Origin of the sequence: Calothrix sp. FACHB-168, assembly GCF_963889195.1 — a bacterium.
Taxonomy (GTDB): domain Bacteria; phylum Cyanobacteriota; class Cyanobacteriia; order Cyanobacteriales; family Nostocaceae; genus Aulosira; species Aulosira anomala_A.
The window spans coordinates 76258-100794 of the sequence record NZ_CAWPNJ010000002.1 but is presented as its reverse complement, the minus strand read 5'-3'; the positions used below and the strand labels follow the sequence as shown (position 1 = coordinate 100794).

Sequence of the window (24537 nt, the reverse complement as noted above, 5' to 3'; positions counted from 1 at the left end):
AGAAAACCTCTTCCTTAGCGTTCTTCGCGTCTTTGCGGTTCGTTTTTAAATACCCAATTGGTAGGCGATAAAAAATAAATAACCTGGAGGCGACACTCATGGAAAACCTACGCCAACTCTTACAAACAGAAAACTCCCAAATAGCCCAAATATTACGCTATAGCCTCCACGGAATCGCCGCCACATTAAACCAAGCCCAAACAGAACATCCCCTAGATCCAGGCGTTAAATTATGCGATGAAATACTTCAAGAAATCCATAAATTATTACAACCCAAATCTCCCCAACCCACCCCCAATAATCAATTAAAACTCAGCCAACTTAAACAAGAATTCGACACCGATAAAGACCTCAAATTATATCTAGGAAATAACCCACTGCAAAGCCAAACCGATGCAGAATTATGGAACGAAATACAACGTAAACTCCTACGAATTCCCGAAGAACTAGCAGCAACGTGGCGTCAACGCGCCTTGACTTTAGCCCAAGAAATTGGTGCAGTAGAAGACACTTCCAACCTCTACCCCTTACCCTTCATCCGCGACGAAATTATTTACCCCGGACTTAGCGGTACAATTCAAACCAAAGGTTTAAGCCTATCTCAAAAAGCGTTATCTTATACCCAAACCAAACAAAATACCGAATCAAAAGATATAAACTTACTCGCAGGTTATTTATTTTTTTGTATTAATTTTATTGAAATAGAACCAGACTTACATCATGCCTTAAAAAGCGTTTTCAGCTTTGATATTGTCTCCTTACACGCCAAACCAGAACAGCAAAATCAATATATTGAAGCCTTAACAGAACGCTTTCAACGCACCCAAAAAGCCGTGGAAAACACTGACGCCTTATTAACTCTACGTGCTTGGATTGACATAGATGAAGCCATCCATTCCTTAGTCTTTATCCCACCAAGCGATCGCTATTCCTGGTGGGGTAAACTACAACAAGAATCACGGCGAATGCTAAAAAAATTTGTCGATAACGCAAATAATGCAGGTAATGATGTCAGAATACGCCAATTATCAGGACTTTACGCCGATATTTGCGCCTTAACCAAAGACGACTTGCAACTTGATTGTGGCGGTAATCCTGGGGAAGTCTTAGCTTGTCTGCGAGTCTATGCGCGAATTAATCAAGAAGAATCGCCAGGGCGCGTAATATTTCGCCCATCAAGGTAATTTGTGCTTATTTTCGCCTAAATTTACCGCTAATTGCTGAACACGCCGTAGAGAGTTCAGTTTTTCGTAGGCTGTTCCACAAGCTCCAATACGGTTCAATTAAGGATAATAGTAGGTTGGGTTGAGGAACGAAACCCAACATTTTTGGGGGTTTGTTGGGTTTTCACACAGTAAGCCCAACCTACACAGCGTATTGAGATCAGCTCCTGAGTCCTATTTTCCGTTCAATAAAACGATATTTTGAGAAAAAAATTAAATTATTCTTTAGATTTGGGAATAATAAGTATGTAGAAAAATAGGTAAATAATAAAACTGCAATTATGCATGAAAATACTGATGCATGGAATCCCTCTGTTGAGCAGATGGTGAGGGAGATTGTCGCGGTTAATCACGCTTGGAAAGTGGCTTGTGAATTATTTGGCGAAGATTCGCCCCTATCTACCTCCTCACGAGATTTAAAAACCTGTTTACAAGTGCGTTTGTTGCGAAGCTATGCACCAAAACAGGTTTATTTAATAGAAGACAAAAATGCAGAAGGTGAGCGTCTTTATAGCTTATATCTCCGCGAACCTATAAACAACCGTCAGTATGCAGAACATCTTCCTGTGAGGGTAGCAGAAGATGTTCTTTCTTCTCAAGAATTAGCGCAATTTAAGAAGCAATAAAAACAGGGGTGTTGTTGTGGGAATAGCAAAAATTTGGGACATTATTTGGGATAACGGGCCTTTTCATTGGGCTACTGCTTTTGTATTCATAGTTGCAGTAACTGTAGAGTGTTACACAGTATGGCAGTATTGTAGTAAAACTCAAGGCGCAATTGAAGTTTTGAGTAAATTGGAAAAAGTTAAAAATGCAACTCCTTCAGATAAGTATCGTATCTGGTTTAAAAAGCATTTAGGAACGGATGAGCCAAGCAAATTTAGCAAAGAAGGTAAAAAATTTTTACTAATAAAGTACCCCTCTGTTTTAGCTCGTCCAATACCGCGCAGTTCCCTACGTTTTGTGACTACCTTGTGTACTGCTATTGGTGTTTTGGGAACATTTTACGGTATTCAAGACGGATTACAAGGTATCAATCTATCTTCCATAAATAACTCTAGCGAACTAATGGAAGCTAGTACTGGTTTACTAGAAGGAATGAAAACAGCATTTTCTACTTCCTTAATGGGCTTAGGTTCTGGTAGCTTGTTCACTTTAGTTTTGTTTATCAGTGATTCGCTAAAACAGAAACGACGTGATAGTTTACGTCACAGACTCGAAAAGATCGCAACTTTACCAACAACAGATAATACTAATGCTGAATTAGTTCCAATTTTGAGCCGTTTAGCAGATCAATTTACAGGGCTAAATCAGTTGAGTGCTGAAGCCATTGGTCAAGCTGTTGGACAGCAAATGCGAACCCTAATTCTACCAGGAATGCAAGCAATATTTAAAGAGCAGCAGCAACTTCGAGAACTCCAACAAAATCAAGGACAAAGAGTTTTAGAAGAACTGATCAAAGATTTGCGAGTTGAGGTACTTGAACCGATAGCAGTTCGACTAGATAAAAGTGCTGAATTAACTCAGCAAGCTTCCGACGCAGTGCTGACTCTGCATAAGGAACTGGGTGGTATCTCTCAAAGTTTGGCTAATTCTATTCTGACAATTCAAAATTTTCAACAACAGACTTTAGTAGAACTTCAAGGATTTGCTAACAATTTAGGAGAAACTTTAAGTCAATTCCAAACAGATACAAAAGGTGTTTTGCAACTAACATCCCAGGAAATTAATCGAGCTGTAGAGCAAAGTATCCAAGGAATGACAGCCCAGCGCAGCGCCTTTGAAGCAAGCGCAGAACAAGCTGCTGCTACCTTTCGGGGAATTCGTGAAGAACTTCAGACAGCGCTACAAGAACGCGCAAGAGTAGAACAAGAAATTCTCCAAGCTACTCGAACTGGAATTATCCAAATTCTCACCCAAGCAAATAGAGCATTTCAAGATCAGACTAATACTCTTCAGACAGTAGGAAATGAAGCATCTATATTGATGAATGATGCTAAAAATAACCTGCTAGCAACTTTAGGACATATCGATACAACTCTCACTGCTACTCGTGAAACAGTACAAAATGATTTAACAAAATTCCGAGAAGAATACCAAACTAATTTACATAAATTCTTCACAGAACAAAATAACCTCTTGGAGGGGACGCTAGGCGAACAACGAGATGGATTAGCTAGGGTAGTGACGAATTTAGATCGCGTTTTTCAAGAAGAAGCTCAGAGGCGAATTCAATTAACTCAAGAAGTAGACAGGAGTATGACGCAAATTCGTCAAGCTGCTAGAGAAGTTGGCGAACTTGTGACAGCTGTAGGACTCAATTCTAGCCAAAGATTAATACAACTAGAAGAACTTGCTCATGGTATTGGTGAGCAAGTGCAAGGTGTAAGACGAGAATACAGAGAACTATCTAATAGTTTCCGTGATTCTTTGATAGCTTGGCAAAATCATTTTGATAAATCACAAATGCAATTTTTCAATGAAGCTGATAGTTCTATGGCTAAAGTTTGTGGAGGTTTACTAGAGACAGCAAAAGTTCTAATTGCTGCCAATGATAGCAATAAAATTATAAATGGGAGAAATTATCATGGATGATTTTATGCCCAGTGAAATAGACGCAGAACTTACAGATGATGATGACTCTAGTATTTATCTGTCTATTGGCGATTTAATGTCTGGATTGCTAATGTTTTTTGCTCTATTATTCATCACTGCTTTACTTCAACTGGCAGAAAAAGATGTGCCAAAACGAGTAGTTATTGGTAATGTTGTAGGACAGATGAAAAGTAACAACATCAATGTTAAAGTCAACCCAGAAACCGGAGATGTAAGTATACAAGAATCAATTCTATTTGCCAAGGGAAGTACTGAACTAAAACCAGAAGGTAAAGCTTTCCTCCGCCGATTTATTCCTGTTTACAGTGGAGTAATTTTTTCAAAGCCAGAATTTGAAAGAGAAATTAGTCGCGTAATTATAGAAGGTCACACTAGCTCTGATGGAGATGATAAGAGTAATTTACAACTTAGCGTACTGCGCTCTTCATCAGTTTATAAATACATTTTCTATGACATGAATTTCCCAACTAAAGCACCTTTAAGCCAGAAAATATTAGCAGCAGGTCGTGGAGAAATTGAAGCCGATCAGAAGATTGATAATCCAGGCGATCGCAAGGTACTTTTTCGCTTTCAGTTTCGTAGTGATGAATTGAACAAAGATATCGTCAAAACTTCTCGTTAAAGGAGCAATAGTCTTGAATTTTCAGTTTTCCGTTCCTCCCCTACTTGAAACTCCCCAGTTTAGTCCTAATAAACTAATTCAGCTTGCAAGCAACTTACCAGATACAACAATATCCATACCAACTGTTGATAAAGTACTGGAAGCTATTGAACAAGGTAAAGCCGATCAAGTCAGTACCTTAGAATGGGTTTACTGCATCCATGCTAAAGCACAATGGGATGAGCAAAATCTTGAACTTTCTCAGACAACATCAGCAGCAATTTGGAAAGCAGCAATTTCTCACTCATGGTTGCAACATCATTTGCTCTGGCATATAGCTCTTTATTATAGTGGGCAAGAAGAGAATAATTTTGCACAATCTCTTGCTGAATCTTTTGATGTTCTTGCTAATTCTGAGTCAGTTAATAAACTGCTAACAGTGAAAATTATTCAAGCAATTCGTAGTCAAAAACCTCGTATCAGGTTAGCAAAGATTGCTTGTGAACAGCTTTTAACTCAAAGCGAATTGATTAACAGAATCAAGGATGATTTACCTGTTTGGATACCATTTTTTAGCGATTTTGTAAAATATATCTCTCCCTGTTTCTCTAAAATTACTTCTCCAACTCGGCAGCAGGTTAAATGGCTATTAAGCTGTTTAGATGAAATGTCAGAAAAGCAGCAGTTAAAAGCAGTTGATAATTTATTAGTCAATGTTGCTAATAATATAGTAAGTAATCATCCAGTATTAGTTGAATGGTTACGACAAAATTATCGAAATGTTGATAAATGGTATCAACTTTCTGAGCCAGCAAAGCAGAAACTAAAAGAGTGGATTGGTGGAATTAATTATAGTGATTTCCAAAACTTAGTAGAGTTGATATTAAACAGGCTCAATTTACAAAAATTTGAGTCAAATCAGCTACGTAGACGCAGGGAATTTTGGATAAATTACAGTAATCGCTTTGAGAGATTGCGCATCCTCTTACCCAAAACATCACAACTTGCTATAGGCTCGCAAATTAAAGGAGATGTTGATTTACTAGAGGATGATGGGAGCGATCCCACAGAGGTGTGTATATTTGACTTTGGTGAGTGGTTTGTAGTTGAGTTTTTTCGGGGAAGAGGTAGTGAGACACGCCTGCTTCCTAATAATTCCAAAAATCAGCAAATTCTTTTTGGTGAATCTAGACTTTCAGTCAAACGGATTCGTTGTTTGGGTGGCGATAGACACGATCATGTATTTCTTTGGCAAGAATTTTCTCCTAAATGGCTTGAAAAACATCAAATTCTACCTAATACAAATACCCGTACTTCTAGATATCTTACAGCAGATAAATTACAGACACGAGAGAAAAGCCTTGCACGATGGAAAATAGAAATTGAAAGCTTGGAACGCGAAGCTAGAGCCTACTGTAACAAAATTTGTTTTTTAACAAACTGAATCTAAATAGAAGAAAGGCAAAGCTGAACAATTAATGTTCAGCTTTGCCTTCAAGTAAAAAATGCATAAGCTTGCATTTTCTACAACTATCGAAAGAATGATATTTATCTGAATGTATTGCAACTGCGATCGCAGTCTGAATGAGTCTTGAAGTCAAAAGAAGCTAGACGACTCTACACATCGCAGCCTTCCCAAAACATCAAGCCTAGCTAAATCTAGAGGATACCCCAGAAGTGTAAAACTCCTTGGCCCGAAAAAACTTCCACTAGAATCGCCGCTATAAAACCAATCATTGCAAAACGACCGTTCCAGTTTTCGCTCTGAGGAGTGAAGCCCCAGCGTAAAGCGTTAGGATCTTCAGAAACTGTAGTTGTAGGATTCTTCGTGTCTGCCATAAATAACACTCCGAGCTTTTATGTGATGACAGTTGTAACTGCCTGTAAAGTAATGTAACAGATTTTTAGCGAAATGCAACATTTTCTTGACAAAGGTAGCATAAATGTAATTCGCACTCACCCATAGAGATTTTGCATCAGTCGTTTTTATGGTTTACTGGATGCATGAGTATTTTTATACTTACAATAAGATTTTTGCGATCGCCAAAAAATCATGCTTAAAAGTCCCCTCCGTTATCCCGGCGGTAAATCAAAAGCAATCAATCAAATAATTGAATACTTACCAGAAAATTTCTCGGAATTTAGAGAACCATTTGTAGGCGGTGGTTCTGTATTTATCTATTTAAAACAAAAATACCCACATTTAAAAATTTGGATTAATGATTTAAACCGTGAATTATATCTATTTTGGAAATTTGCCCAAGCTGATATATCTCAACTAGTCACAGAAATTCGGGGGATTAAAAAAGAATATACAAATGGTAAATTACTATTTACAGAATTGACCAGAATAGATATCAATAAATTATCTTATTTGGAAAGAGCAGTCCGCTTTTTTGTACTAAACAGAATCACATTTTCGGGAACTGTGGAATCTGGTGGATTTTCCCAAGAAGCTTTTCATAAACGCTTTACTAATTCATCTATAGACAGATTGGAAAAATTAGAAACTATTTTATCAAAAGATATTCTGATTACAAATTTAGATTACAGTGAATTATTACATGCACCAGGGGAGCAAGTATTTTTATTTTTAGATCCACCTTATTTTATCGCTACCAAATCTAAGCTATATGGCAAAGATGGGAATTTACATACCTCGTTTGCACATCAGAAATTTGCTGAATTATTAAAACAATGCCATCACCAATGGTTAATTACCTACGACAATTCCCCACAAATCCGAGAAAATTTTAATTGGGCAAATATATTTGAGTGGGAATTACAATATGGGATGAATAACTATAAACAAAATAATGCTGCCAAAGGAAAAGAGTTATTTATTACTAACTATCCTATTTCTTCGTAGTGAGGATTTCAGTCCTCAAATTACAACCCTCGACAATTCCACAATCCCGCCGTCACCCTAGAAGGGTGCGGCTAATCTTACAAAGCCCACGAAGGTGGGCTTCGTACTTATAGCTCCAGGCTTCTAGCCTGCGAGCGTTATTTCGGGTAGGGGAGAGAAGTTTTTTTATTTGAATTGAGGGAACAGATGCACATTTTATCATCAGTATCCTCAAATATATAAAGACTAAATTCCTGATTACGAACTGTTTCCCATTTTCCGGTAGGATAACTCCCAGACCCTAGCGCACACACAAAACTTATCTATGACAACTTCCTCCATCTCTACGCCAGAAATCTCAACTAGCTGGTATCTCCTGCTGCAACAATTAATTGATGGTGAATCTTTAAGCCGCAATCAATCGGCGGAATTGATGCAAGGTTGGCTGAGTGAATCTGTTCCCCCAGAATTATCGGGAGCAATTTTAACAGCCCTGAACTTTAAAGGGGTTTCGGCTGATGAGTTGACTGGAATGGCACAAGTGCTACAGTCTCAATCCCTGGGAGGATACGGAAATGCAGGAACTCAAGGAATTGGGGATCTTTCCTCACCTTATTCCCTCATTGATACCTGTGGTACTGGTGGAGATGGTTCATCAACTTTTAATATTTCTACAGCCGTTGCTTTTGTGGCTGCTGCCTATGGTGTACCTGTGGCGAAACATGGTAATCGTTCGGCATCAAGTCTTACAGGAAGCGCGGATGTTTTAGAAGCTTTGGGTGTTAATCTCAGCGCACCTAGTGAAAAAGTTCAAGCCGCAGTCAAAGAAGTGGGGATCACTTTTCTGTTTGCCCCTGGTTGGCACCCTGCACTCAAAGCAGTTGCGGCTTTGCGTCGAACTCTGAAGGTAAGGACTGTGTTTAATTTACTCGGCCCTTTAGTCAATCCTTTAAATCCGACTGGGCAAGTGGTAGGGTTATTTACTCCTAAATTATTAGCAACTGTTGCCCATGCCTTACAAAACTTAGGTAAGCAAAAGGCAATTGTTGTACATGGGCGGGAAAAACTTGATGAAGCGGGATTAGGAGATGTAACCGATTTAGCTGTGTTATCGGATGGGGAAGTGCAGTTAAGTACTATTAACCCGGAAGATGTGGGTTTAACCCCTGCAACAATAGGCACGCTCAAAGGCGGCGATGTCCGAGAAAATGCGGAAATCCTGAAAGCGGTACTTCAAGGTAAGGGAACTCAAGCGCAACAGGATGCTGTGGCGTTAAATGCTTCATTAGCGCTACAAGTGGCAGGTGCGATTCCCTTGTTAGACCATGCTCAAGGTATTAAGGTAGCTAAGGAGATCCTAAATACTGGCGCTCCTTGGGTGAAATTGGAGGAGTTAGTCCGGTTTCTGGGGAATTGATATCCCCGTGGGATTGGGGGCGAAATTCTACGACGTTGCGCTTGATGGTGACATCATAATTACCAAAGAAGTCATGACCTAGCAATCCTGTTTCTAGGTCTGAACCGGCGATCGCTACTGGTACTTTATTCACCATTACCCCAGCCGCCGCCATCGAGTCAACATAGCCAATGGTAAATTCCACTTGCTTGGAACTGGCTGTGTTGGCTTTAGTTTTACCTACAGGGACGATACCCAAAGTATTTGCCATGTTTTGAGTAATCACAGTGCCACTCGCCCCAGTATCCACAATCATCTCAAATCGCCGCTCGCCATTGAAGGTAACTTCAATAATTGGTGTCCCCCCAATGCGGCGTTTAATTGGGGCAATAAACACATCTGAATCTTCGGTATCTTGTGGCGATGGCATTAATACCGATTGGACGGCTGGTTGTTGTGGTTTTACCACCTGTGGCGCTGGAGGTTGACTAGGGTTAGACGGGTTTTTTTGTGAAGGAACTACAACAACCACACTTTGAGGTTTAGCCGCTACTGGTATGACAGGTTTAGGGCTAGCCTTGTCTAAAGCATACTTAATCTGGCGCTGGTATTCAGAGATTTTGATTTGTGCGACCGTGAAATTGGGACTTTCTTGCTGGATATTTTGCATCAGCGCGATCGCATCTTGGAATTGACTCGCCACTAATTTCCAATCATCAGAAGACTGGGCAGATTGGCTGATCGTCATCGCACCAGCCGCCTTGTCTAGCGCCAACTCAAAAGAATTCAGTTCAACTACCGACGAAGACTGTGCCTGGGGTTCTGGGCTGGATAATGGTGTTGCTGCTTCGACAACAGGCGTTTCTGCTACCTTGTCCACGGGCGGAGACTGCTCGCGATCGCGATAAGCATTATTCTGTTTGTCTTGACTACAGGCAACACCCAAAACCGCTAGCGCACTTGTAACAGCAACCAGGGTTGCACGGGATAAAAAAGACTGGAGCATAATTAACTTCGATTTTACCCGCCCTTTAGGGAGGAAATCTACATCTTTTGCAGGAAAGTTAAGAAATGGGCATGGGGCATGGGGCATGGGGCATGGGGCATTGGGCATGGGACAAGGAGGACAAATGACTATTGACCATTGACTATTGACCATTGACTATTGACCATTGACCATTGACCGCCCCCTGCCCTAACCATCTTCTCGCTAAATTACCCAACTCATGGGATAATTAACATTCGCAGCTGACTAGGGAATAAAGACTAAGGCTAAAACACAAGAAACACTTAACCCCTAGCCCCTAATCCCTAGCTCCTAAACCCTAATCATGATTGCCTATGTCTCTGTCTGACACAATACCTGCTCTACTTGTCCTAGCGGATGGAACTGCTTATCGTGGTTGGTCTTTTGGTGCCACGGGAACCACAATTGGGGAAGTAGTGTTTAACACTGGTATGACTGGATATCAGGAAGTGTTAACAGATCCCAGTTACTGCGGTCAAATAGTTGTTTTTACTTATCCTGAACTGGGTAATACTGGGGTCAATGCTGAAGATGAAGAATCGGCTAGACCACAGGTAAGAGGTGCGATCGCGCGCAACATTTGTCAGCGCCCTAGTAATTGGCGTTCTACACAATCTTTACCTGACTACCTCAAACAGCACCAAATCCCAGGTATTTATGGTATTGATACCCGCGCCCTCACTCGCAAAATTCGCATGTTTGGAGCGATGAATGGCGCGATTTCCACATCTATTTTGGATGAGGCTGAGTTGCTTGAGCAGGTACAGGCTGCGCCTAGTATGCAAGGATTGAATCTGGTGCGGGAAGTAACTACACCAAAGGTTTACGAATGGTCAGAACCGACAATTCCGGCTTGGGAATTCAACGCCAATGCACCGGAAAATCATGGCGAATCCTTTACTGTTGTCGCTCTTGACTTTGGGGTGAAACGTAATATCTTACGTCGCCTCGCCAGCTATGGTTGTCAAGTCATTGTTGTACCAGCCAATACACCACCAGAGGAAATTCTCAAATATAATCCAGATGGTATCTTCCTTTCTAACGGGCCTGGCGATCCCGCCGCAGTGACAGAAGGGATTGCCACTGCTAAAGCTCTGCTAGGGGCAGAAAAACCCATTTTTGGTATTTGTATGGGGCATCAAATTTTGGGTCATGCTTTAGGAGCAGAAACCTTTAAACTCAAGTTTGGGCATCGGGGATTGAATCAGCCAGCCGGCTTACAACAACGGGTAGAAATTACTAGCCAAAACCACAGTTTTGCTATTGACCCAGATTCTTTACCTGAAGCAGTTGTGGAAATTAGCCACCTCAACTTGAACGATCGCACTGTTGCCGGGGTACGTCACAAATCTCTACCTGTATTTTCAGTACAATATCACCCAGAAGCTAGTCCTGGCCCCCACGATGCTGATTACTTGTTTGCAGAATTTGTCAAAGCAATGCGAGCAGCACGCCAATTAGCCGCAACTGGGGTTAAATAAAATAGGGACTAGGGACTAGGAATTTTAGATTTTAGATTTTGGATTTTAGATTCAAATACAATCCAAAATCGCAAATCCAAAATCCAAAATTGTTTTCAATGCCCCATGCCCAATACCCTAAACCAGCAGGTTGTAGACAACTTGCACCAAAACCAATTATACTGGAGCGTTCACTTTCACCATGAGGAGGGAGTTATTGCTGAGCCACTGAATCTAACTGTGAGCCTAAGGGGTACTCGTGAAGCCCGGGATAACTGTCAGCTATTCCGCCTCACAGGTTTATTAGATGCTTTTTCTGAGCCGACATTTCGCAAGGTACTCAGTAGCAAAATTGATGAGGGCCCAAAAAATATTATTTTGGATCTCTCACAAATTGACTTTGTTGATAGCTCTGGCTTAGGTGCTTTGGTACAACTAGCCAAGCAAGCTCAAACCGCTAATGGCACCTTGCAAATTGTCACTAATGCCCGTGTAACTCAAACGGTCAAGCTTGTTCGCTTAGAGAAGTTTCTCGCCCTGCAATCATCCGTTGACGCGGCTCTAGAAAACATCAAGTCGTCTTGATTGCTTGACCAAAAAACAATCTAGCTATCCGATGCTTTATCTGGATAGCTTAATTTTTAGCCGAGTTGGCTAGCAAACTTCTCTAAGCTAACGAGCGTCTAAATTGTTCATTTTTTCGCTCAGATTGTCAATAGTCATTTGTCTTGTGTCATTTGTGTTGACAAATGACCAATGACTAATGACCAATATATAGATAAGTAGCTAAAGCGATCGCCAATAAATATAGCTAACAAATATTAAAATTATTAAAATTTTCAGTTCTCAATAAAAAGATCAAATTTATTCAGTAATTTTTGATAGTGTAGATAATGCTAAGTATGTAAACACAAGAGCAATGATGGCTGCCAAATATAGCACAAGAAGGAATAGTTAACTTGTGACGCCTAAGGAGGAAGAGTTATTAGATGGACAAGATGAACCTGTGACACAGAATTCATTTTGGACTGAATCGCTCTTGGCAAACAAATTTCAACTACCCCAACAAATTTCTGTTTCACAAGTGCAACAAATCTCTCCTGCTGCATTAGCATATGTAGGAGATGCAATTTATGAGCTATATGTTAGAATGTTTTATCTAATGCCATTGCAGCGACCAGACACTTACCATCGTCTGGTAGTGGCACAGGTAAGAGCAGAACAACAGGCGCTACATTTGCGATCGCTAATACCTCATCTGAGGGATAGTGAATTAGATATTGTCCGACGGGGTCGTAATGCGGCCGCAGGACGCTCTAAACGGGTTGATCCAGAAATTTACCAGCAAGCAACTAGTCTAGAAACTTTAATTGGCTACCTTTATCTCACAGACTTTACCCGCTTAACCGAACTGTTACAGAAACTCCATCTAGAAAAATAGTGGGCTGTTAATCTCACGCTAGCAAAATCTAGGCCGAGTAAGCTTCGGTAAGTTTAGTAAACAGTATGCCCACCTTATAAGTAATAGCAAATACTTCTATGTCATCAGATAAACCCAGAAAAATCAAAACTGCTGGCGAACCTAATCGCGGCCTACCTGTGAAAGTCAAAGGTAAAAAGCGCGTTCTCGCTAATCCCATTCGCAAGTCCCGTCCTGGTGATGCTAAACCCGTGCGTCATCATCAATCTAGTGATGCTAAACCCGTAACGGTAAGAACTGGTGATGCTAAACCTGTAACGATAAGAACTGGTGATGCTAAACCTGTAACGATAAGAAGCAACCAGCAGCGTCACTTGCCTCATCCCAATACAGATATACACCAAGCATCAGAAGAGAGTGATATCATCTATGGCCGTCATCCAGTCTTAAGTGCTTTAGAAAGTCAGCGCGGGCTTAACCGCATCTGGATTACTTCTCGGTTACGTTACGATCCCCGCTTTCATCATTTGATTTTACAAGCTAAAGATAATGGTGCAGTCATTGATGAAGTAGAACCTAAGCGTTTAGATCAAATCACCCACGGTGCTAATCATCAAGGGATAGCTGCACAAATTGCTCCCTATAGCTATATTGAGTTACCAGATTTAATTGCTCAGGCAAAATCTGTCAACGATCCTGTAATTATCGTTGCTGATGGGATTACCGATCCCCATAATTTAGGTGCAATTATTCGCACAGCAGAAGCTATCGGTGCGCAAGGATTAGTTATTCCTCAAAGAAGGGCTTCCGGGATCACTTCAACTGTGGTAAAAGTGGCAGCAGGTGCTTTAGAAAACTTCCCCGTTGCTCGTGTAGTAAATCTGAGCCGTTCTTTGGAAGAACTCAAGGAAGCTGGCTTTTGGATTTATGGCACAGCAGCCGCCGGTAGTGAACCCCTGCACACAGTCAATTTCAGAGGCCCCATCGTTTTAGTGATTGGCTCCGAAGGTGAAGGACTCAGTATGCTAACACAACGCTCTTGCGATGTTTTAGTATCCATCCCCCTACAGGGTAAAACCCCTAGCCTGAATGCCTCTGTAGCCGCAGGAATGGCGCTTTATGAAATTTCTCGCCAGCGCTTGCTCAACACACACTACCTGGATAGATTACCAAAACCTCTTTGAAAATTCAGAATAACAGAGTATAAAGAAATGTAAAGCAAAATCAAAAGCAAAAAACAGTTTAATATCCAGTACCTCATTCATAAATTGGCAACTACCATGAAAACCATTTGGGATGATCTCAAGGAAAAGCTGATTAGCACAGTCAACAATCTAGGCATGGCTTGGTGGGTAGAGATAGTGACCCAAAATCCTCGCTGCACTTACTACTTCGGCCCGTTTATTAACGCTGTCGAAGCTAATCTGTCTATTAAGGGTTATGTAGAAGATTTGGAGTCAGAAGGCGCACAAGGAATTACTGTGACTGTCAAGCGTTGTAAACCAGATTCTTTAACAATTGCTGAAGACCTGGGGGAACGGATTGACCGCAAAGTAACGCCTGCCTTTAGCGGTCAGATTTAATTTAGGCAACATTCACTATCAAATGCTCAGTATTGAGAAGCCAGTTGCTTGCTCTAGTTTTGAGAGTAGACCACCTGGCCTTGCTAATTCCTGGTAGAACCAATCAAATTTGCTTTTAGATTTGCTGGTGGGAATTATTAGCTACGCCAGATTGAAGAAATCTGGCGGCTCAATTTCAATAATTCCAACCGCTACTATCAGCATTAGAGAATTTCTGAAGAATTTGCTTCCAGCCAGTAGTCAATATCTCTCAACACCTGCTGGGGAATTTCCCAAGGGAAGAGGTGAGCTGTATTGGCGTAAGATTCCCACTGACAGTTTTTCAGGTGACGAGCTGTTTCTAAACTAGCATCAACGGTGATGTGTCGGTCTTGGGCACCTGCAAGTACCAAGCTGGGGCATTCTATTTGCTCTAAGTCTGTTAGCCTGTTGTAGCCAGCGCGAATGGCAGTATAAAGGGCACGAGTTGCCGCAGGAGAAGTTTGTAAATAAGCGGGGACGGCATCTTTGGCAAGATAACTATAAGCTGTAGGTGTATGTTGTTGGATTAAGTAACGAAATAGCGATCGCTTGCCAAAAGTTTCAATATTCCATCGCCAACCTGGTTTAATATAATTCAAGATCCCCGCTACACCAGTATAGAGATTATCCTGCCAAGTAATTGGGGGATGATTACCACGAGGTCTGGCTGCTGTCGCTACTAAAATCAGCCCTGTTACCCGTTGTGGTAAACGTAACGCCAGTTCCATCGCCAAAATCCCACCCAGCGACCATCCTAGTACTAGACATTTTTCAATTCCCAAGCGGTCTAGAAGAGCTTCTAAGTCATGTATATGGTCTTCCATGTCAAAATTGCCCTGAAAGCGACTTTTGCCATAGCCACGCAAATCAGGGGCAAAAGTTTGATAGCGCTGGGATAGGTGATTTGTAAATACAGAAAGACTGCGACCGGAACCAGGATGGCCGTGTAAAGCCAAGATGGGGAAGCCTTGACCTTGAATATAGACATTTAATTTTGCAGCTTTAGCACTATGGCGATCGCTCATGATTCCCCATTTTTCAGCTGTGACAACAATTATTTATGTTAACTAAAAACCTCTTTCTTTCTGATACCAATTTAAATAGTGTTTGTGGCGTATCAATATATTCTAGAGGGCATGGCACTGCCATGCCCCTACCATCTGTCGCATTCTTTTTTCAAATTGGTATGACTTGACAATAGAGACTAGGGGCTAGAGAAGAGATTTTTCATACCCTCGTTGTGCGGCTAGCTTAAAAGACTTATTTCTCCCTTGTCACGCCACTTGCTACAACGCGGGGAACCCGCGCAACGCAGTGGCTCCTCCTTGTCCCTTTTATTCGCATAACAAAATTTAAGCTATGAGACTACTTTTTCTCGATAGCCGCCAGCATAGGTGATGACACACATTTGTCTATATTTCGGGTGAACGCCAAAAGCCACCCCAGTGACTTTAAAAGCAGAGTTAAAAATGTTGGTGCGATGACCGCGATCGCGTACTCCATCATCAATAATTAATTGCATAATGATATCTTGAGCTAAATAAGAACCATAGCTAATATTTTCACCTGCGGTAAATTGCCACTCACCATAGCGATTCATGCGGGTAAAGGGATTGCTACCATCGCTACCAGTATGACCCATCGCCCCTGTAGTTCCTTGGTCTTGTACGTGATCTTTTGCTGCTAAAGACATTCCTTGAGATGTACTCAAAGCGGCTACAGGACGCACAGAAGAAAGAAAGGAAATTGCTTCATCAACTGCTGTGACGCCTTCTTGAGTCAGCAAGTAAACCCCCTCAGCGATTTTGACTTGTAATCCTTGAAAACGCTGTTTCCAGTTCTGTAAAACTGGGAGATACGCAGTGGGATTTGTCCGCACTTTGTTCATTTCTATAATTACTTCTTGTTCTAAACTTGATAGCATCACTAATTAATTACAATGGATCAACAACTCTTACCAACTTCTGCGGGTAATTCACAATGAATCACCCTACAGAGAAAGACGCTTTCGGAAATTAATTACTGAATTCCTGGTGAAAAAAATTATGATTTTTCTTGATATCCACCAGCGTAATTAATCACGCAAATTGTTCTATATTTTTTGTGAGTGCCGTAAGCCACACCAGCAACTTTAAAAGCACCATTAAAAATGTTGGTGCGATGACCGCGATCGCGTACACCATCATCGATAATTAACTGCATAACGATATCTTGGGCGGTGTTTGGGCCATAGCTAATATTTTCGCCTGCGGTCACTTGCCATTGACCATAGCGACTAATGCGAGTCACCGGGTTACTACCATCGCTACCATTATGACCTGTTGTACCTTTAGGGCCTTGGTCTTTGACATGATCTCTCGCCCCTAAAGACATTCCTTTAGAGGCTGTCAATGCTCCCACCGGACGAGCCGACTTGAGAAATGCGATCGCTTCATCAACTGCTTTTACCCCTTCTTGAGTCACTAAATAAGTATTCTGTCCAATTTTGACTCGATTTCCTTGAAAGCGCTGGCGATAATTTTCTATGATGGGAAGGTAGGATTTAGGATTTGTCCGTACCTTGTTCATTTCCACAATTACTTGTTGTTCTAATGGAGAAAGATAACTCGCCTTGGCTAACAGAGTCGGGCTAGATTTTGGCACTGAAGACTGGGGCGATTGTGCTACAGACTGGTTATTGGGTATTAATTGTTGATAACAGCTAGCTATCAGGGCTAGGGGCAAAAATAACCAAATTCCAAAGCGATTCATAAATTATCTCACTATGTGATTTATACGGGGAACCTTCTGAATTTTAAATACATTAAATAACAGTATAATTCCGGTAGATTTACCTTATTTTTTCAGAAAAAAAGCGCAGAGTTACGCCTAGTAGTACAGACAACTCTCAAATACCCGGCGTTAAACCTCTGCGTTATTACAATTCTCACTCAAAGTATGTTGTAACCTTTATTACCATAAACGTAAAGAGTGAGTAGACCCTGTAGGGGACAGAGCGATCGCAAAAGAGACACAGAGAAAATTCCCATCTCCGTGTCTCTTTTTCAATTATTCTATGTACCTTTGTTTTCAGAAATTTTTAGCTAAATGTTCTGAGTTACTGAGCATTAGCTAATATTTTCTCGATATTTGACAACTGCACTACACCAGAGAACTTTTGGCTATTTATCACAAAAAATGGTGTACCATCAATGCCTAATTTATCTGCTAATAGAATATCTTTAGCTATGGCTTTTTCTGCCAGATTATTGGCACCAAAAGCATCGTTTTTAAATTTCTCCAGATCCAGATGCAATGATTCGGCAGTATCTATATATAATGCTTCGCCAAGTTGTTTTTGATTAGCAAACAAAGCATCGTGATATTCCCAGAATTTACCTTGTTGACTAGCAGCCCAAGCTGCTTTTGCTGCGGGTAGTGCTTGATCGTGAATGGAAATTAAAGGTAAATGTTTGTAAACTAATGTAATTTCATTTTGATGCTTGGCTAACAACTGCTTTAAGGTTTTATGGGCTTCACTACAGTAGGGACATTGAAAATCGGAAAATTCTATTAGCAAAATCTTTGACTGATTCGCGCCTGTAGTAGGAGATTCGCCAATTACTGTTTGAGGATTGAGTTTTAAATCTTGTAAAAATGCTTGGCGTACTTGTTTTAGTTGCTGTTGCTGTTGCTGCTGGTATATTTGAACAGATTCGATAATTACCTCCGGGTGTTCGCGGAGGATTTGTAATACTTGCTGTTCTAGTTTGGGACTGACGGAAGTAGCAGCTTGTGCGGGAAGTGACCAGCTGACAACTAAACACAGTAAGCTGATGAATACCCAAGTACGCATATACCGAAACAATTGACGCATATCAAAATACTCGCTCAGTAAACATCCTCATAGTATTGCCTTAGATGAGTGAATGCGATCGCTTTTCGGAATTAAATTGCATTTAATCGATGATTTAAGAGGGTTGGGCGCGGGGATTATTGATATTCAAGGGGGGCGGAGATGATTGATATTACAAGGGCACGGAGATGATTGATATTACAAGGGCGCGGAGATTATTGATATTACAAGGGCGCGGAGACCGCGCCCCTACGGGGGTTTTCTGGGTCTTTGTGCCAACGTATGGGGTTGGCGATAATATACCGTTGAATCAGGTTGAATGCATTTTGATGGCGAATAATGCGATCGTAATAATTACGTTGCCACACCCGATTTTTAGGTGTGTAATCAATTTGATTGATAATTTTGGTTGTTTGATATTTGTAATAGGCGACAATTTGCCCCAATGTGGGTTTTCGCCGTCGTAGGGGCGGGGTCTCCCCGCCCTCTGTGTCCGTGGTTGCTGTATATTTATCGGTAATTACGATAATTCCGTGGACATGATTGGGCATGATGATAAATTCATCCAATTCAACATTGGCAAAATGATGCGGAATTTGTAACCACAACCGAAAGGCGATCGCACCTCTAATTGTAAATCTCATGTCCCCATTGATGATTTCGCCTAAACAACATTCATGATATTGGGTGCAAATGGTGATGAAATAAGCACCAGGTTGTGAATAGTCATATCCTGGTAAGCGAATTGATTGTCTGTGGTGAATATTGGGGTTATATTTCACGGTTGATTGGGCGTGTGTTTTTAGGATAGGGATAATTAAGTAAAGAGGCGCGGAGAGGGCGCGGAGACCGCGCCCGTACAGGGGGGGATGGGTTTTAAAAGGGGAAACCGGGGATTGATACCGGAATTCGATTATGAATTTCGTTTTGAACTCTATCTTTGAGGATATTAGTTACAATTTACGCTAGTTAATAAAAAATCGTTCAGTGTATACACTTAAATAGCGATCGCGCTGGTAGGCGATCGCTATTTAAGCGTAATTATGCATATTTGAGCCGACAAGAAAATGAAAATAAAATGAAAATAATTTGCAGTTGTGATTTATCAGATGACAATTAATAGTCAAGTGCAAAAATACAGTATTTACAAAAAATTAGGGATTTATCTGGCAAATTTTTTTGACACTAAATCCAAAAAATTTCTAAAAAAATAGCTTAATGATTCTCAAAAATTATTGCAAAATGCCGAACATAGCATAAAAGATGCTATACAAATCTTATTTAATATCTAAATATAAGAAATCTCTAACCCCCGATGTTGCAAGCATTCTGCTAATTTGCGGCTTATACATAAATATTAGATTCACATATAGTTCATTTACTTTTTTTAGAGCATCGTTGCAATACTTAACTCTGTTTTAATGAACAAAAGTAAACATAGATTAAAAATAATAAATACCATCATATTTTAGTAAATTGTTCAGGCTAAATTGAAAGTAAGCTTAATCATTAGAGCCTAGTTAAGTACTTACTTCAGTGAAGTGCAAATCACCTTCACAATCCCAACTGTAAAGTTCATCTTCTCGTTCCCGAAAAATCATACTGTGGATCGTTTGGTTGTGATGGGATGAGTACAAAAAACTTACTAGGTAGTTCAGCAAGCTTGTAACCAAGCCAAGTTGAGTCAAATCACTAAGAGCAGAAACCAAAGCAATCTTAACAACAAGACGTATGATGATAGATAAAATTTTGCTGGCTGTGTCTGGATTGGGACATGCGGAAGAGATGCTCAAGGCGTTGAAAGAAGTGCCATCAATCAAAAGCGCAAAAGTCACAGTGTTACACGTAGTTTCTTCTCAATCTACTGCTAACGCTATGACCGAAAAGTGGGAGGAAGGTGGCAAAATTCTAGCGAATGCGATTCAAACTTTGAACTTAGATCCAAGCCAGGTTTCTTCTATCTTGCGCCAAGGCGATCCCAAAGATGTGGTTTGTCAGGTAGCTGATGAAATCGATGCTGACTTGATTATCATGGGTTCGCGCGGACTCAAGCGCCTACAATCTATTTTATCGAATTCCGTTAGCCAGTACGTATTCCAACTGTCATCTCGTCCTATGTTACTGGTCAAAGATGACATTTATGTGAAACGAATTAACCGCGTGATGGTAGCAATAGATAACTCTGAGTCAGCAAAACACTGCTTGAATTTAGCTTTATTCCTACTGCGTGGTATCGAAGGCGGTCAGCTAATTTTAGCGAATGTGAATACAGATTTACGCGGTAAATCTTCTGAACTTAACGAAGTTACCCCAGATAAAAATCCCGTTTTAGCCGCAGCTGTTGCAGAAGCTACCAGACAAGGGGTAAAAGCACGTTGTTTCAGCAGTTCGGGTAAACCTGGTGAAGAAATCTGTCGTTTAGCAGAAGAGTTGAGCGTAGATTTATTATTACTGGGATCTCCCGATCGCCGTCCATCGGTAGCAAAGAGTTTTGTCGATATAGATAGGCTCATTGGCTCTTCTTTATCTGACTATGTTCGCGTCAATGCTACTTGTCCTGTACTGTTGGCACGAACCACTAGTTAACAGCTAAATAGATTTAGCGGTTGATAAACAAAAACCCCTGCACCATTGGTGTAAGGGTTCTTTATTATGAACTACTCACCCCTACAACGTTATCGGGGTGAGTTTCTACATTCACCCCAGTAGAATTGAGTTTTTGTCGCTTCTTCGCCCCTAGTTGCTTCATACCTCCCGCAGATGAGCGAGTGCATGAAGTAGAGCTAGGCGACTCTGCGACTACGAAGCCAGTTCCTGACTCCGGTAGACTTCCTTTAGCCCAATAAAGCATGACTTCAGCAGCAGCGATATCTCTGTCTTGTCTGTATCCACAAGATTGACAATCATGAACTCTAATATCAAGAGTTTTCTTGTGTTGATGCCCACACTTGGGGCAAGTTTGACTAGGTTTTACTTTCTTGGTGGGAACTTCTACAAATACACCACCGATTTGTTCTACTTTGTATTTGATGGTACTGCGAAGCATCCCAAAACCAACATCAAGTATTGACTTATTCAAACCCGCTTTTTGTTTTTTGCGCTTGCCTTTTTGAGCAATACTTGTCATCTTCTTGACTTCTAGTTTTTCTGTAGCAATGAGGCTATTACAGCTAACTATTTCTACTGCTACCTGATGAACCCAATTTTGACGCTGGTTAGCAACTTTACGAGTTATTTTACTAACCTTAGACTGGGCTTTTTTATATCTTCTAGAAGCCTTGATTCTCTTATTTCTATTTGGTGCGCGTTTTCGCCTCTTCTGCTGAGAAGCTTGTTTGATTTTCTGTTCAGCATTCCTTAAAAACTTGGGAGCCTCAATTTGTTGATGATTTTCTCCATCAGTAATTGATAATGCTGCATTACAACCCAAATCAATACCAATTGCGCCAACTGGTAAAACTTCTGGTTTGAGAACCTGATCTAAAACGTCAACTGTAATTGATGCGTACCATTTGCCATTGCGATAAACAATAGTGCAAGTAGTAGGAGTACCCCAATACTTAGACTGACCACGCATCTGAATACGTCCAATCTTGGATAGATTGAGGTATCCATTTTCACCGTTGGATTCTACAAAATAGCCAGATTTAGCCGGATATGTCCAACCTGAATAATGACGAATTGATTTGTATCTAGGGCGTTTACCTAAACCTTTGAACCATCTTTCAAAAGCAAAATCAACTCGTTTTAGAGTTGCTTGTAAAGCTTGAGAGTTGATTTCCTTGTACTCTGTCCAGACTTCTTTGAATGCTGGTAAACAATTCTGTTGCTCAAAATAACTAACAGAATGATTGAATTTTTGATATTGCGTAAATCTGTTATTGACTGCGGCGTTGTACAAGTCTTTTTGCAATTTCCGATGATACCGCAAAGTTTTTTCTATTTGAGTATTTGGATATAACCGAAAAGTCATTCGCCTTGTAGCCACAGTCTAATCACTTCCCTTTTATGTTTGGCTATATGTATATACAATGAGAACAACACATATTTCGGAAAATTATGGCTAGAACAGAAAAAGTTATAGTAAGACTCACCAAACAAGAGAAAGAAAAAATAGAGAAATACGCTAAATATTTAGGTGTTTCTATGTCTGAAGTAATTCAAGATTACATCAAAGCATTACCAAATAAAGAGTGTTGACTCTTCATACATCTATTCCCTTATCAACCGCAAGGTTGATGATGGTCATAGATGCAATCGTCGTCAACCGCTATTCATCCCCACCCTGCTGCGCTGAGGGTGGGGACTTTCGCGTTACGTTAAAAAAGGTTTTAGCTATCTTTTTTACCTTCGCGGCTAGCAGTCTGAATGTAAAGAACTATCAAAAATACAGAGGGAACTAGTACGAACAGAATGCTCGCTACAAACCCCAGGTCATTAACTTGCATGGCAAGAAAGCCTCTCCTAGATTTTCCGGTCAACAACATTAGAATAGCATCATAGATGACAGAGTTTGCCCAAATTTTCTGATGGGGTAAATGCCGATTGATCGGAAATAGATTTGCAAGACTAAGGCTTGGTAACGACGCTTACAGGCCCGTTAACAAGAGTTTGACAGGCTAGGCGATAATTTGCAGGTTTTTTCTTTAATTTGCGGTTTTCTACATCTGTACGGGGGGAAAGATTCTCCAATCCTTCTGTAATTTCGACTATGCAAGTACCACATTGGCCATAGCCGCCGCAATTTGTCATTTTGCCAAACAATGTATAAATATCAATGCCATTTTGCATGGCTTTCAGCCGGAGATTAGCACCATCCGCCGCTATTACTTCTTTATCTTCTTTAACAAATTTGATATTACCCATAACTAATACCTGAGGATCTTGCAGCGTGGCTTGGATATTTTTTTAACCAGGCTTGATATACTAACTTAAGTCTATATGAAAAGATTACATATTATTAAGAAATATCAAGTTTTGCAAAACTAATCTTACCAAAAAATAGGACAGGTATTTTCAACCTGTCCCAAAGATGAAAACTTAATTAACTTACCTAAATCCAACTGCTGCTTGCCAAACGAAAGCAAGTAACAAGAAGAAAACGGGAATTACTGGGAGAACATCTACCAAAGGATTAAAAATTTGGTATGCTTCCGGCAATTTTGCTAACAACAGTGCTGCTTCCATATTCGTTTAAATCCACCTATCCAACACAGCTTTCATAATTGATAGGTATCTTAACATGGTTTGGTCATTGGTCATTTGTCAGTTGTCAGAGACGCGATGAATCGCGTCTGTACAATAGTTATTTGTTTCCCCCTTGTCTCCCTTGTCCTCCTTGTCTCCCTTCTACTCAATCTAGCCAGTGAGCAAATTCTGTGGCGAAGCGATCGCTTAATATGGCTTCGCGGATGCGTTGGGTAAAGCGTATAAGTTCTGTGATGTTGTGAATGCTCAATAAGGTGTAGGCTAAAATTTCTTGCGATCGCACTAAATGAGATATGTAAGCACGGCTAAAGTTTTGGCAAGCGTAGCATGTACAAGTTTCATCTAATGGTGCAAAATCTTCACGAAATTTAGCATTTTTTAAATTCCAGCGTTCGCCTTGAACTATTGCTGTTCCATGTCTTGCCCAACGGGTAGGAATTACACAATCAAATACATCAACACCAGAGGCGATCGCGATCGCCATTTCTTTATAAGTACCCACACCCATTAAATAACGGGGCTTTTCTGGTGGTAATAATGGTGCAGTGTTTTGGACAATCTGCGCCACTAGTTCTGGCGGTTCACCGACACTGACACCACCAATTGCATATCCTGGTAAATCTAACTCAGCTAAAGCTAAAGCTGCTTGCGATCGCAAATCTAAATACACCCCACCTTGAACAATCCCAAATAGCGCCTGATCGCTGCGTTTATGGGCTGCTATACAGCGTTCTAGCCAGCGATAGGTACGTTCAGTAGCCGCTTCTACTTCTTGGCGAGTCGCTGGATATGGGGGACATTCATCAAACGCCATAATTACATCCGCCCCTAGAGTATTTTGAATCTCAATTGAGCGTTCTGGCGTTAATTTAATGATTTGTCCATCATGGGGAGAACGAAAAGTTACGCCTTCTTCCGTAATTTTGCGCATCTCGCTCAAACTAAAGACCTGAAACCCACCGGAATCTGTGAGCATCGGCCCGTTCCAACCCATGAATTTATGCAGTCCCCCACCGCCCGCAACAATTCCTTCCCCTGGTTGCAGGTGGAGATGGTAAGTATTCGACAATACCATTTGTGCCCCAGTATCCTTAAGTTGGGCTGGAGTAACAGTTTTTACATTTGCTAGTGTCCCCACAGGCATAAATCTAGGGGTTTCCACAGGGCCGTGAGGGGTGAAAAATACGCCAGCCCTAGCTTTTGTCTTGCTACAGCAAGCAAGACATTGAAAAGAAAAATTAGCGCTCAAGGCAAAATTAATATGATTTCGTTAATTTAAAGATTGTATGCCCTTGGGTC

At 40.8% G+C, this 24537-nt stretch carries 26 protein-coding genes; 14 read left to right on the top strand and 12 right to left on the bottom strand.

Annotated elements, in window-relative coordinates; genetic code table 11:
- The first annotated feature begins 98 nt into the window (after positions 1-98).
- The 5 genes from AACW45_RS03405 (at position 99) to AACW45_RS03385 (ending at position 5884) form a co-directional block, all read left to right on the top strand.
- Positions 99-1184, top strand: coding sequence for a hypothetical protein (locus AACW45_RS03405; RefSeq protein WP_190631138.1), 1086 nt, complete (start codon positions 99-101; stop codon positions 1182-1184).
- A gap of 320 nt (positions 1185-1504) precedes the next feature.
- On the top strand, positions 1505-1849 hold the full coding sequence (locus AACW45_RS03400) for a hypothetical protein (RefSeq protein WP_190631136.1): 345 nt from the start codon (positions 1505-1507) through the stop codon (positions 1847-1849).
- A gap of 16 nt (positions 1850-1865) precedes the next feature.
- On the top strand, positions 1866-3818 hold the full coding sequence (locus AACW45_RS03395; RefSeq protein ID WP_190631134.1) for a hypothetical protein: 1953 nt from the start codon (positions 1866-1868) through the stop codon (positions 3816-3818).
- Positions 3811-4461: an OmpA/MotB family protein gene (locus AACW45_RS03390; protein ID WP_190631132.1), complete on the top strand. Its 651-nt coding sequence runs from the start codon at positions 3811-3813 to the stop codon at positions 4459-4461. The genes AACW45_RS03395 and AACW45_RS03390 overlap by 8 nt, the downstream gene beginning before the upstream one ends.
- Before the next feature lie 13 nt (positions 4462-4474).
- Positions 4475-5884, top strand: coding sequence for an EH signature domain-containing protein (locus tag AACW45_RS03385; protein WP_190631130.1), 1410 nt, complete (start codon positions 4475-4477; stop codon positions 5882-5884).
- 215 nt (positions 5885-6099) lie between these two features.
- On the opposite strand, the gene AACW45_RS03380 is transcribed toward AACW45_RS03385, so the two are convergent.
- The gene (locus tag AACW45_RS03380) at positions 6100-6279 is read right to left on the bottom strand and encodes a high light inducible protein (RefSeq protein WP_190544681.1); all 180 of its coding nucleotides are present in this window, start codon (positions 6277-6279) and stop codon (positions 6100-6102) included.
- A 214-nt stretch (positions 6280-6493) separates the two neighbouring features.
- Here AACW45_RS03380 and AACW45_RS03375 point away from each other — a divergent pair, with 214 nt between their 5' ends.
- Together AACW45_RS03375 and trpD are read left to right on the top strand one after the other, a co-directional pair.
- Positions 6494-7309 (top strand): DNA adenine methylase, encoded by an 816-nt coding sequence (locus tag AACW45_RS03375; protein WP_190631128.1) that lies wholly within the window; start codon positions 6494-6496, stop codon positions 7307-7309.
- A 304-nt stretch (positions 7310-7613) separates the two neighbouring features.
- A complete protein-coding gene (trpD, locus tag AACW45_RS03370) occupies positions 7614-8705 on the top strand; it encodes an anthranilate phosphoribosyltransferase (protein WP_190631126.1) in 1092 nt (363 codons plus the stop codon).
- Here the strand turns inward: trpD and AACW45_RS03365 are convergent.
- The gene (locus tag AACW45_RS03365; RefSeq protein ID WP_190631292.1) at positions 8635-9690 is read right to left on the bottom strand and encodes a retropepsin-like aspartic protease; all 1056 of its coding nucleotides are present in this window, start codon (positions 9688-9690) and stop codon (positions 8635-8637) included. The two genes, trpD and AACW45_RS03365, sit on opposite strands and share 71 nt — an antisense overlap.
- Before the next feature lie 335 nt (positions 9691-10025).
- Here AACW45_RS03365 and carA point away from each other — a divergent pair, with 335 nt between their 5' ends.
- The 5 genes from carA to AACW45_RS03340 all read left to right on the top strand — a co-directional run bounded on the left by carA (position 10026) and on the right by AACW45_RS03340 (position 14174).
- Entirely contained in the window at positions 10026-11192 is a 1167-nt protein-coding gene (gene carA / locus AACW45_RS03360) for a glutamine-hydrolyzing carbamoyl-phosphate synthase small subunit (protein ID WP_190631123.1), read from the top strand.
- 105 nt (positions 11193-11297) lie between these two features.
- A complete protein-coding gene (locus AACW45_RS03355) occupies positions 11298-11756 on the top strand; it encodes an STAS domain-containing protein (protein WP_242045598.1) in 459 nt (152 codons plus the stop codon).
- 376 nt (positions 11757-12132) lie between these two features.
- Positions 12133-12612: a ribonuclease III domain-containing protein gene (locus AACW45_RS03350; protein ID WP_190631121.1), complete on the top strand. Its 480-nt coding sequence runs from the start codon at positions 12133-12135 to the stop codon at positions 12610-12612.
- A gap of 98 nt (positions 12613-12710) precedes the next feature.
- The gene (gene rlmB, locus AACW45_RS03345) at positions 12711-13775 is read left to right on the top strand and encodes a 23S rRNA (guanosine(2251)-2'-O)-methyltransferase RlmB (protein ID WP_190631119.1); all 1065 of its coding nucleotides are present in this window, start codon (positions 12711-12713) and stop codon (positions 13773-13775) included.
- Between the two features lie 96 nt (positions 13776-13871).
- Complete coding sequence (locus AACW45_RS03340) at positions 13872-14174, top strand: DUF1816 domain-containing protein (protein WP_096641827.1); 303 nt, start codon at positions 13872-13874, stop codon at positions 14172-14174.
- A gap of 203 nt (positions 14175-14377) precedes the next feature.
- Here the strand turns inward: AACW45_RS03340 and AACW45_RS03335 are convergent, their stop codons facing one another.
- The 5 genes from AACW45_RS03335 to AACW45_RS03315 form a co-directional block, all read right to left on the bottom strand.
- The gene (locus AACW45_RS03335; protein WP_190631117.1) at positions 14378-15220 is read right to left on the bottom strand and encodes an alpha/beta fold hydrolase; all 843 of its coding nucleotides are present in this window, start codon (positions 15218-15220) and stop codon (positions 14378-14380) included.
- Positions 15221-15552: 332 nt separating this feature from the next.
- A complete protein-coding gene (locus AACW45_RS03330; RefSeq protein WP_190631115.1) occupies positions 15553-16119 on the bottom strand; it encodes a CAP domain-containing protein in 567 nt (188 codons plus the stop codon).
- A gap of 119 nt (positions 16120-16238) precedes the next feature.
- Positions 16239-16946 (bottom strand): CAP domain-containing protein, encoded by a 708-nt coding sequence (locus tag AACW45_RS03325; protein WP_190631113.1) that lies wholly within the window; start codon positions 16944-16946, stop codon positions 16239-16241.
- Positions 16947-17292: 346 nt separating this feature from the next.
- Positions 17293-18051, bottom strand: a complete 759-nt coding sequence (locus AACW45_RS03320) for a DsbA family protein (RefSeq protein WP_190631111.1) — start codon at positions 18049-18051, stop codon at positions 17293-17295.
- A 203-nt stretch (positions 18052-18254) separates the two neighbouring features.
- Positions 18255-18812 (bottom strand): transposase, encoded by a 558-nt coding sequence (locus tag AACW45_RS03315; RefSeq protein WP_190631110.1) that lies wholly within the window; start codon positions 18810-18812, stop codon positions 18255-18257.
- A gap of 952 nt (positions 18813-19764) precedes the next feature.
- Between AACW45_RS03315 and AACW45_RS03310 the strand changes: the two genes are divergently transcribed.
- Positions 19765-20616, top strand: coding sequence for a universal stress protein (locus AACW45_RS03310; protein ID WP_190631288.1), 852 nt, complete (start codon positions 19765-19767; stop codon positions 20614-20616).
- A gap of 64 nt (positions 20617-20680) precedes the next feature.
- Here the strand turns inward: AACW45_RS03310 and AACW45_RS03305 are convergent, their stop codons facing one another.
- The gene (locus AACW45_RS03305) at positions 20681-22003 is read right to left on the bottom strand and encodes an RNA-guided endonuclease InsQ/TnpB family protein (protein WP_199331034.1); all 1323 of its coding nucleotides are present in this window, start codon (positions 22001-22003) and stop codon (positions 20681-20683) included.
- Between the two features lie 86 nt (positions 22004-22089).
- Here AACW45_RS03305 and AACW45_RS03300 point away from each other — a divergent pair, with 86 nt between their 5' ends.
- The gene (locus AACW45_RS03300) at positions 22090-22230 is read left to right on the top strand and encodes a plasmid mobilization protein (protein ID WP_190631107.1); all 141 of its coding nucleotides are present in this window, start codon (positions 22090-22092) and stop codon (positions 22228-22230) included.
- Positions 22231-22361: 131 nt separating this feature from the next.
- On the opposite strand, the gene psbM is transcribed toward AACW45_RS03300, so the two are convergent.
- From psbM to tgt, 4 genes are all read right to left on the bottom strand, one after another.
- Positions 22362-22478: a photosystem II reaction center protein PsbM gene (gene psbM / locus AACW45_RS03295; RefSeq protein WP_096604004.1), complete on the bottom strand. Its 117-nt coding sequence runs from the start codon at positions 22476-22478 to the stop codon at positions 22362-22364.
- A 121-nt stretch (positions 22479-22599) separates the two neighbouring features.
- On the bottom strand, positions 22600-22896 hold the full coding sequence (locus AACW45_RS03290) for a 2Fe-2S iron-sulfur cluster-binding protein (RefSeq protein ID WP_096641834.1): 297 nt from the start codon (positions 22894-22896) through the stop codon (positions 22600-22602).
- 183 nt (positions 22897-23079) lie between these two features.
- On the bottom strand, positions 23080-23217 hold the full coding sequence (locus tag AACW45_RS03285; protein WP_015199278.1) for a photosystem II reaction center protein K: 138 nt from the start codon (positions 23215-23217) through the stop codon (positions 23080-23082).
- Between the two features lie 166 nt (positions 23218-23383).
- Entirely contained in the window at positions 23384-24487 is a 1104-nt protein-coding gene (gene tgt, locus AACW45_RS03280; protein WP_190544641.1) for a tRNA guanosine(34) transglycosylase Tgt, read from the bottom strand.
- Positions 24488-24537: the final 50 nt, after the last annotated feature.

What these genes read in the sequence shown, in the direction of transcription:
- AACW45_RS03405 (WP_190631138.1), top strand. Translation starts at nt 99, where the DNA reads ATGGAAAACCTACGCCAACTCTTACAAACAGAAAACTCCCAAATAGCC.
- AACW45_RS03400 (WP_190631136.1), top strand. Translation starts at nt 1,505, where the DNA reads ATGCATGAAAATACTGATGCATGGAATCCCTCTGTTGAGCAGATGGTG.
- AACW45_RS03390 (WP_190631132.1), top strand. Translation starts at nt 3,811, where the DNA reads ATGGATGATTTTATGCCCAGTGAAATAGACGCAGAACTTACAGATGAT.
- AACW45_RS03380 (WP_190544681.1), bottom strand. Translation starts at nt 6,279, where the DNA reads ATGGCAGACACGAAGAATCCTACAACTACAGTTTCTGAAGATCCTAAC.
- AACW45_RS03375 (WP_190631128.1), top strand. Translation starts at nt 6,494, where the DNA reads ATGCTTAAAAGTCCCCTCCGTTATCCCGGCGGTAAATCAAAAGCAATC.
- trpD (WP_190631126.1), top strand. Translation starts at nt 7,614, where the DNA reads ATGACAACTTCCTCCATCTCTACGCCAGAAATCTCAACTAGCTGGTAT.
- AACW45_RS03365 (WP_190631292.1), bottom strand. Translation starts at nt 9,690, where the DNA reads ATGCTCCAGTCTTTTTTATCCCGTGCAACCCTGGTTGCTGTTACAAGT.
- carA (WP_190631123.1), top strand. Translation starts at nt 10,026, where the DNA reads ATGTCTCTGTCTGACACAATACCTGCTCTACTTGTCCTAGCGGATGGA.
- AACW45_RS03355 (WP_242045598.1), top strand. Translation starts at nt 11,298, where the DNA reads ATGCCCAATACCCTAAACCAGCAGGTTGTAGACAACTTGCACCAAAAC.
- rlmB (WP_190631119.1), top strand. Translation starts at nt 12,711, where the DNA reads ATGTCATCAGATAAACCCAGAAAAATCAAAACTGCTGGCGAACCTAAT.
- AACW45_RS03340 (WP_096641827.1), top strand. Translation starts at nt 13,872, where the DNA reads ATGAAAACCATTTGGGATGATCTCAAGGAAAAGCTGATTAGCACAGTC.
- AACW45_RS03335 (WP_190631117.1), bottom strand. Translation starts at nt 15,220, where the DNA reads ATGAGCGATCGCCATAGTGCTAAAGCTGCAAAATTAAATGTCTATATT.
- AACW45_RS03330 (WP_190631115.1), bottom strand. Translation starts at nt 16,119, where the DNA reads ATGCTATCAAGTTTAGAACAAGAAGTAATTATAGAAATGAACAAAGTG.
- AACW45_RS03325 (WP_190631113.1), bottom strand. Translation starts at nt 16,946, where the DNA reads ATGAATCGCTTTGGAATTTGGTTATTTTTGCCCCTAGCCCTGATAGCT.
- AACW45_RS03320 (WP_190631111.1), bottom strand. Translation starts at nt 18,051, where the DNA reads ATGCGTCAATTGTTTCGGTATATGCGTACTTGGGTATTCATCAGCTTA.
- AACW45_RS03310 (WP_190631288.1), top strand. Translation starts at nt 19,765, where the DNA reads ATGATAGATAAAATTTTGCTGGCTGTGTCTGGATTGGGACATGCGGAA.
- AACW45_RS03305 (WP_199331034.1), bottom strand. Translation starts at nt 22,003, where the DNA reads ATGACTTTTCGGTTATATCCAAATACTCAAATAGAAAAAACTTTGCGG.
- AACW45_RS03300 (WP_190631107.1), top strand. Translation starts at nt 22,090, where the DNA reads ATGGCTAGAACAGAAAAAGTTATAGTAAGACTCACCAAACAAGAGAAA.
- psbM (WP_096604004.1), bottom strand. Translation starts at nt 22,478, where the DNA reads ATGCAAGTTAATGACCTGGGGTTTGTAGCGAGCATTCTGTTCGTACTA.
- AACW45_RS03290 (WP_096641834.1), bottom strand. Translation starts at nt 22,896, where the DNA reads ATGGGTAATATCAAATTTGTTAAAGAAGATAAAGAAGTAATAGCGGCG.
- AACW45_RS03285 (WP_015199278.1), bottom strand. Translation starts at nt 23,217, where the DNA reads ATGGAAGCAGCACTGTTGTTAGCAAAATTGCCGGAAGCATACCAAATT.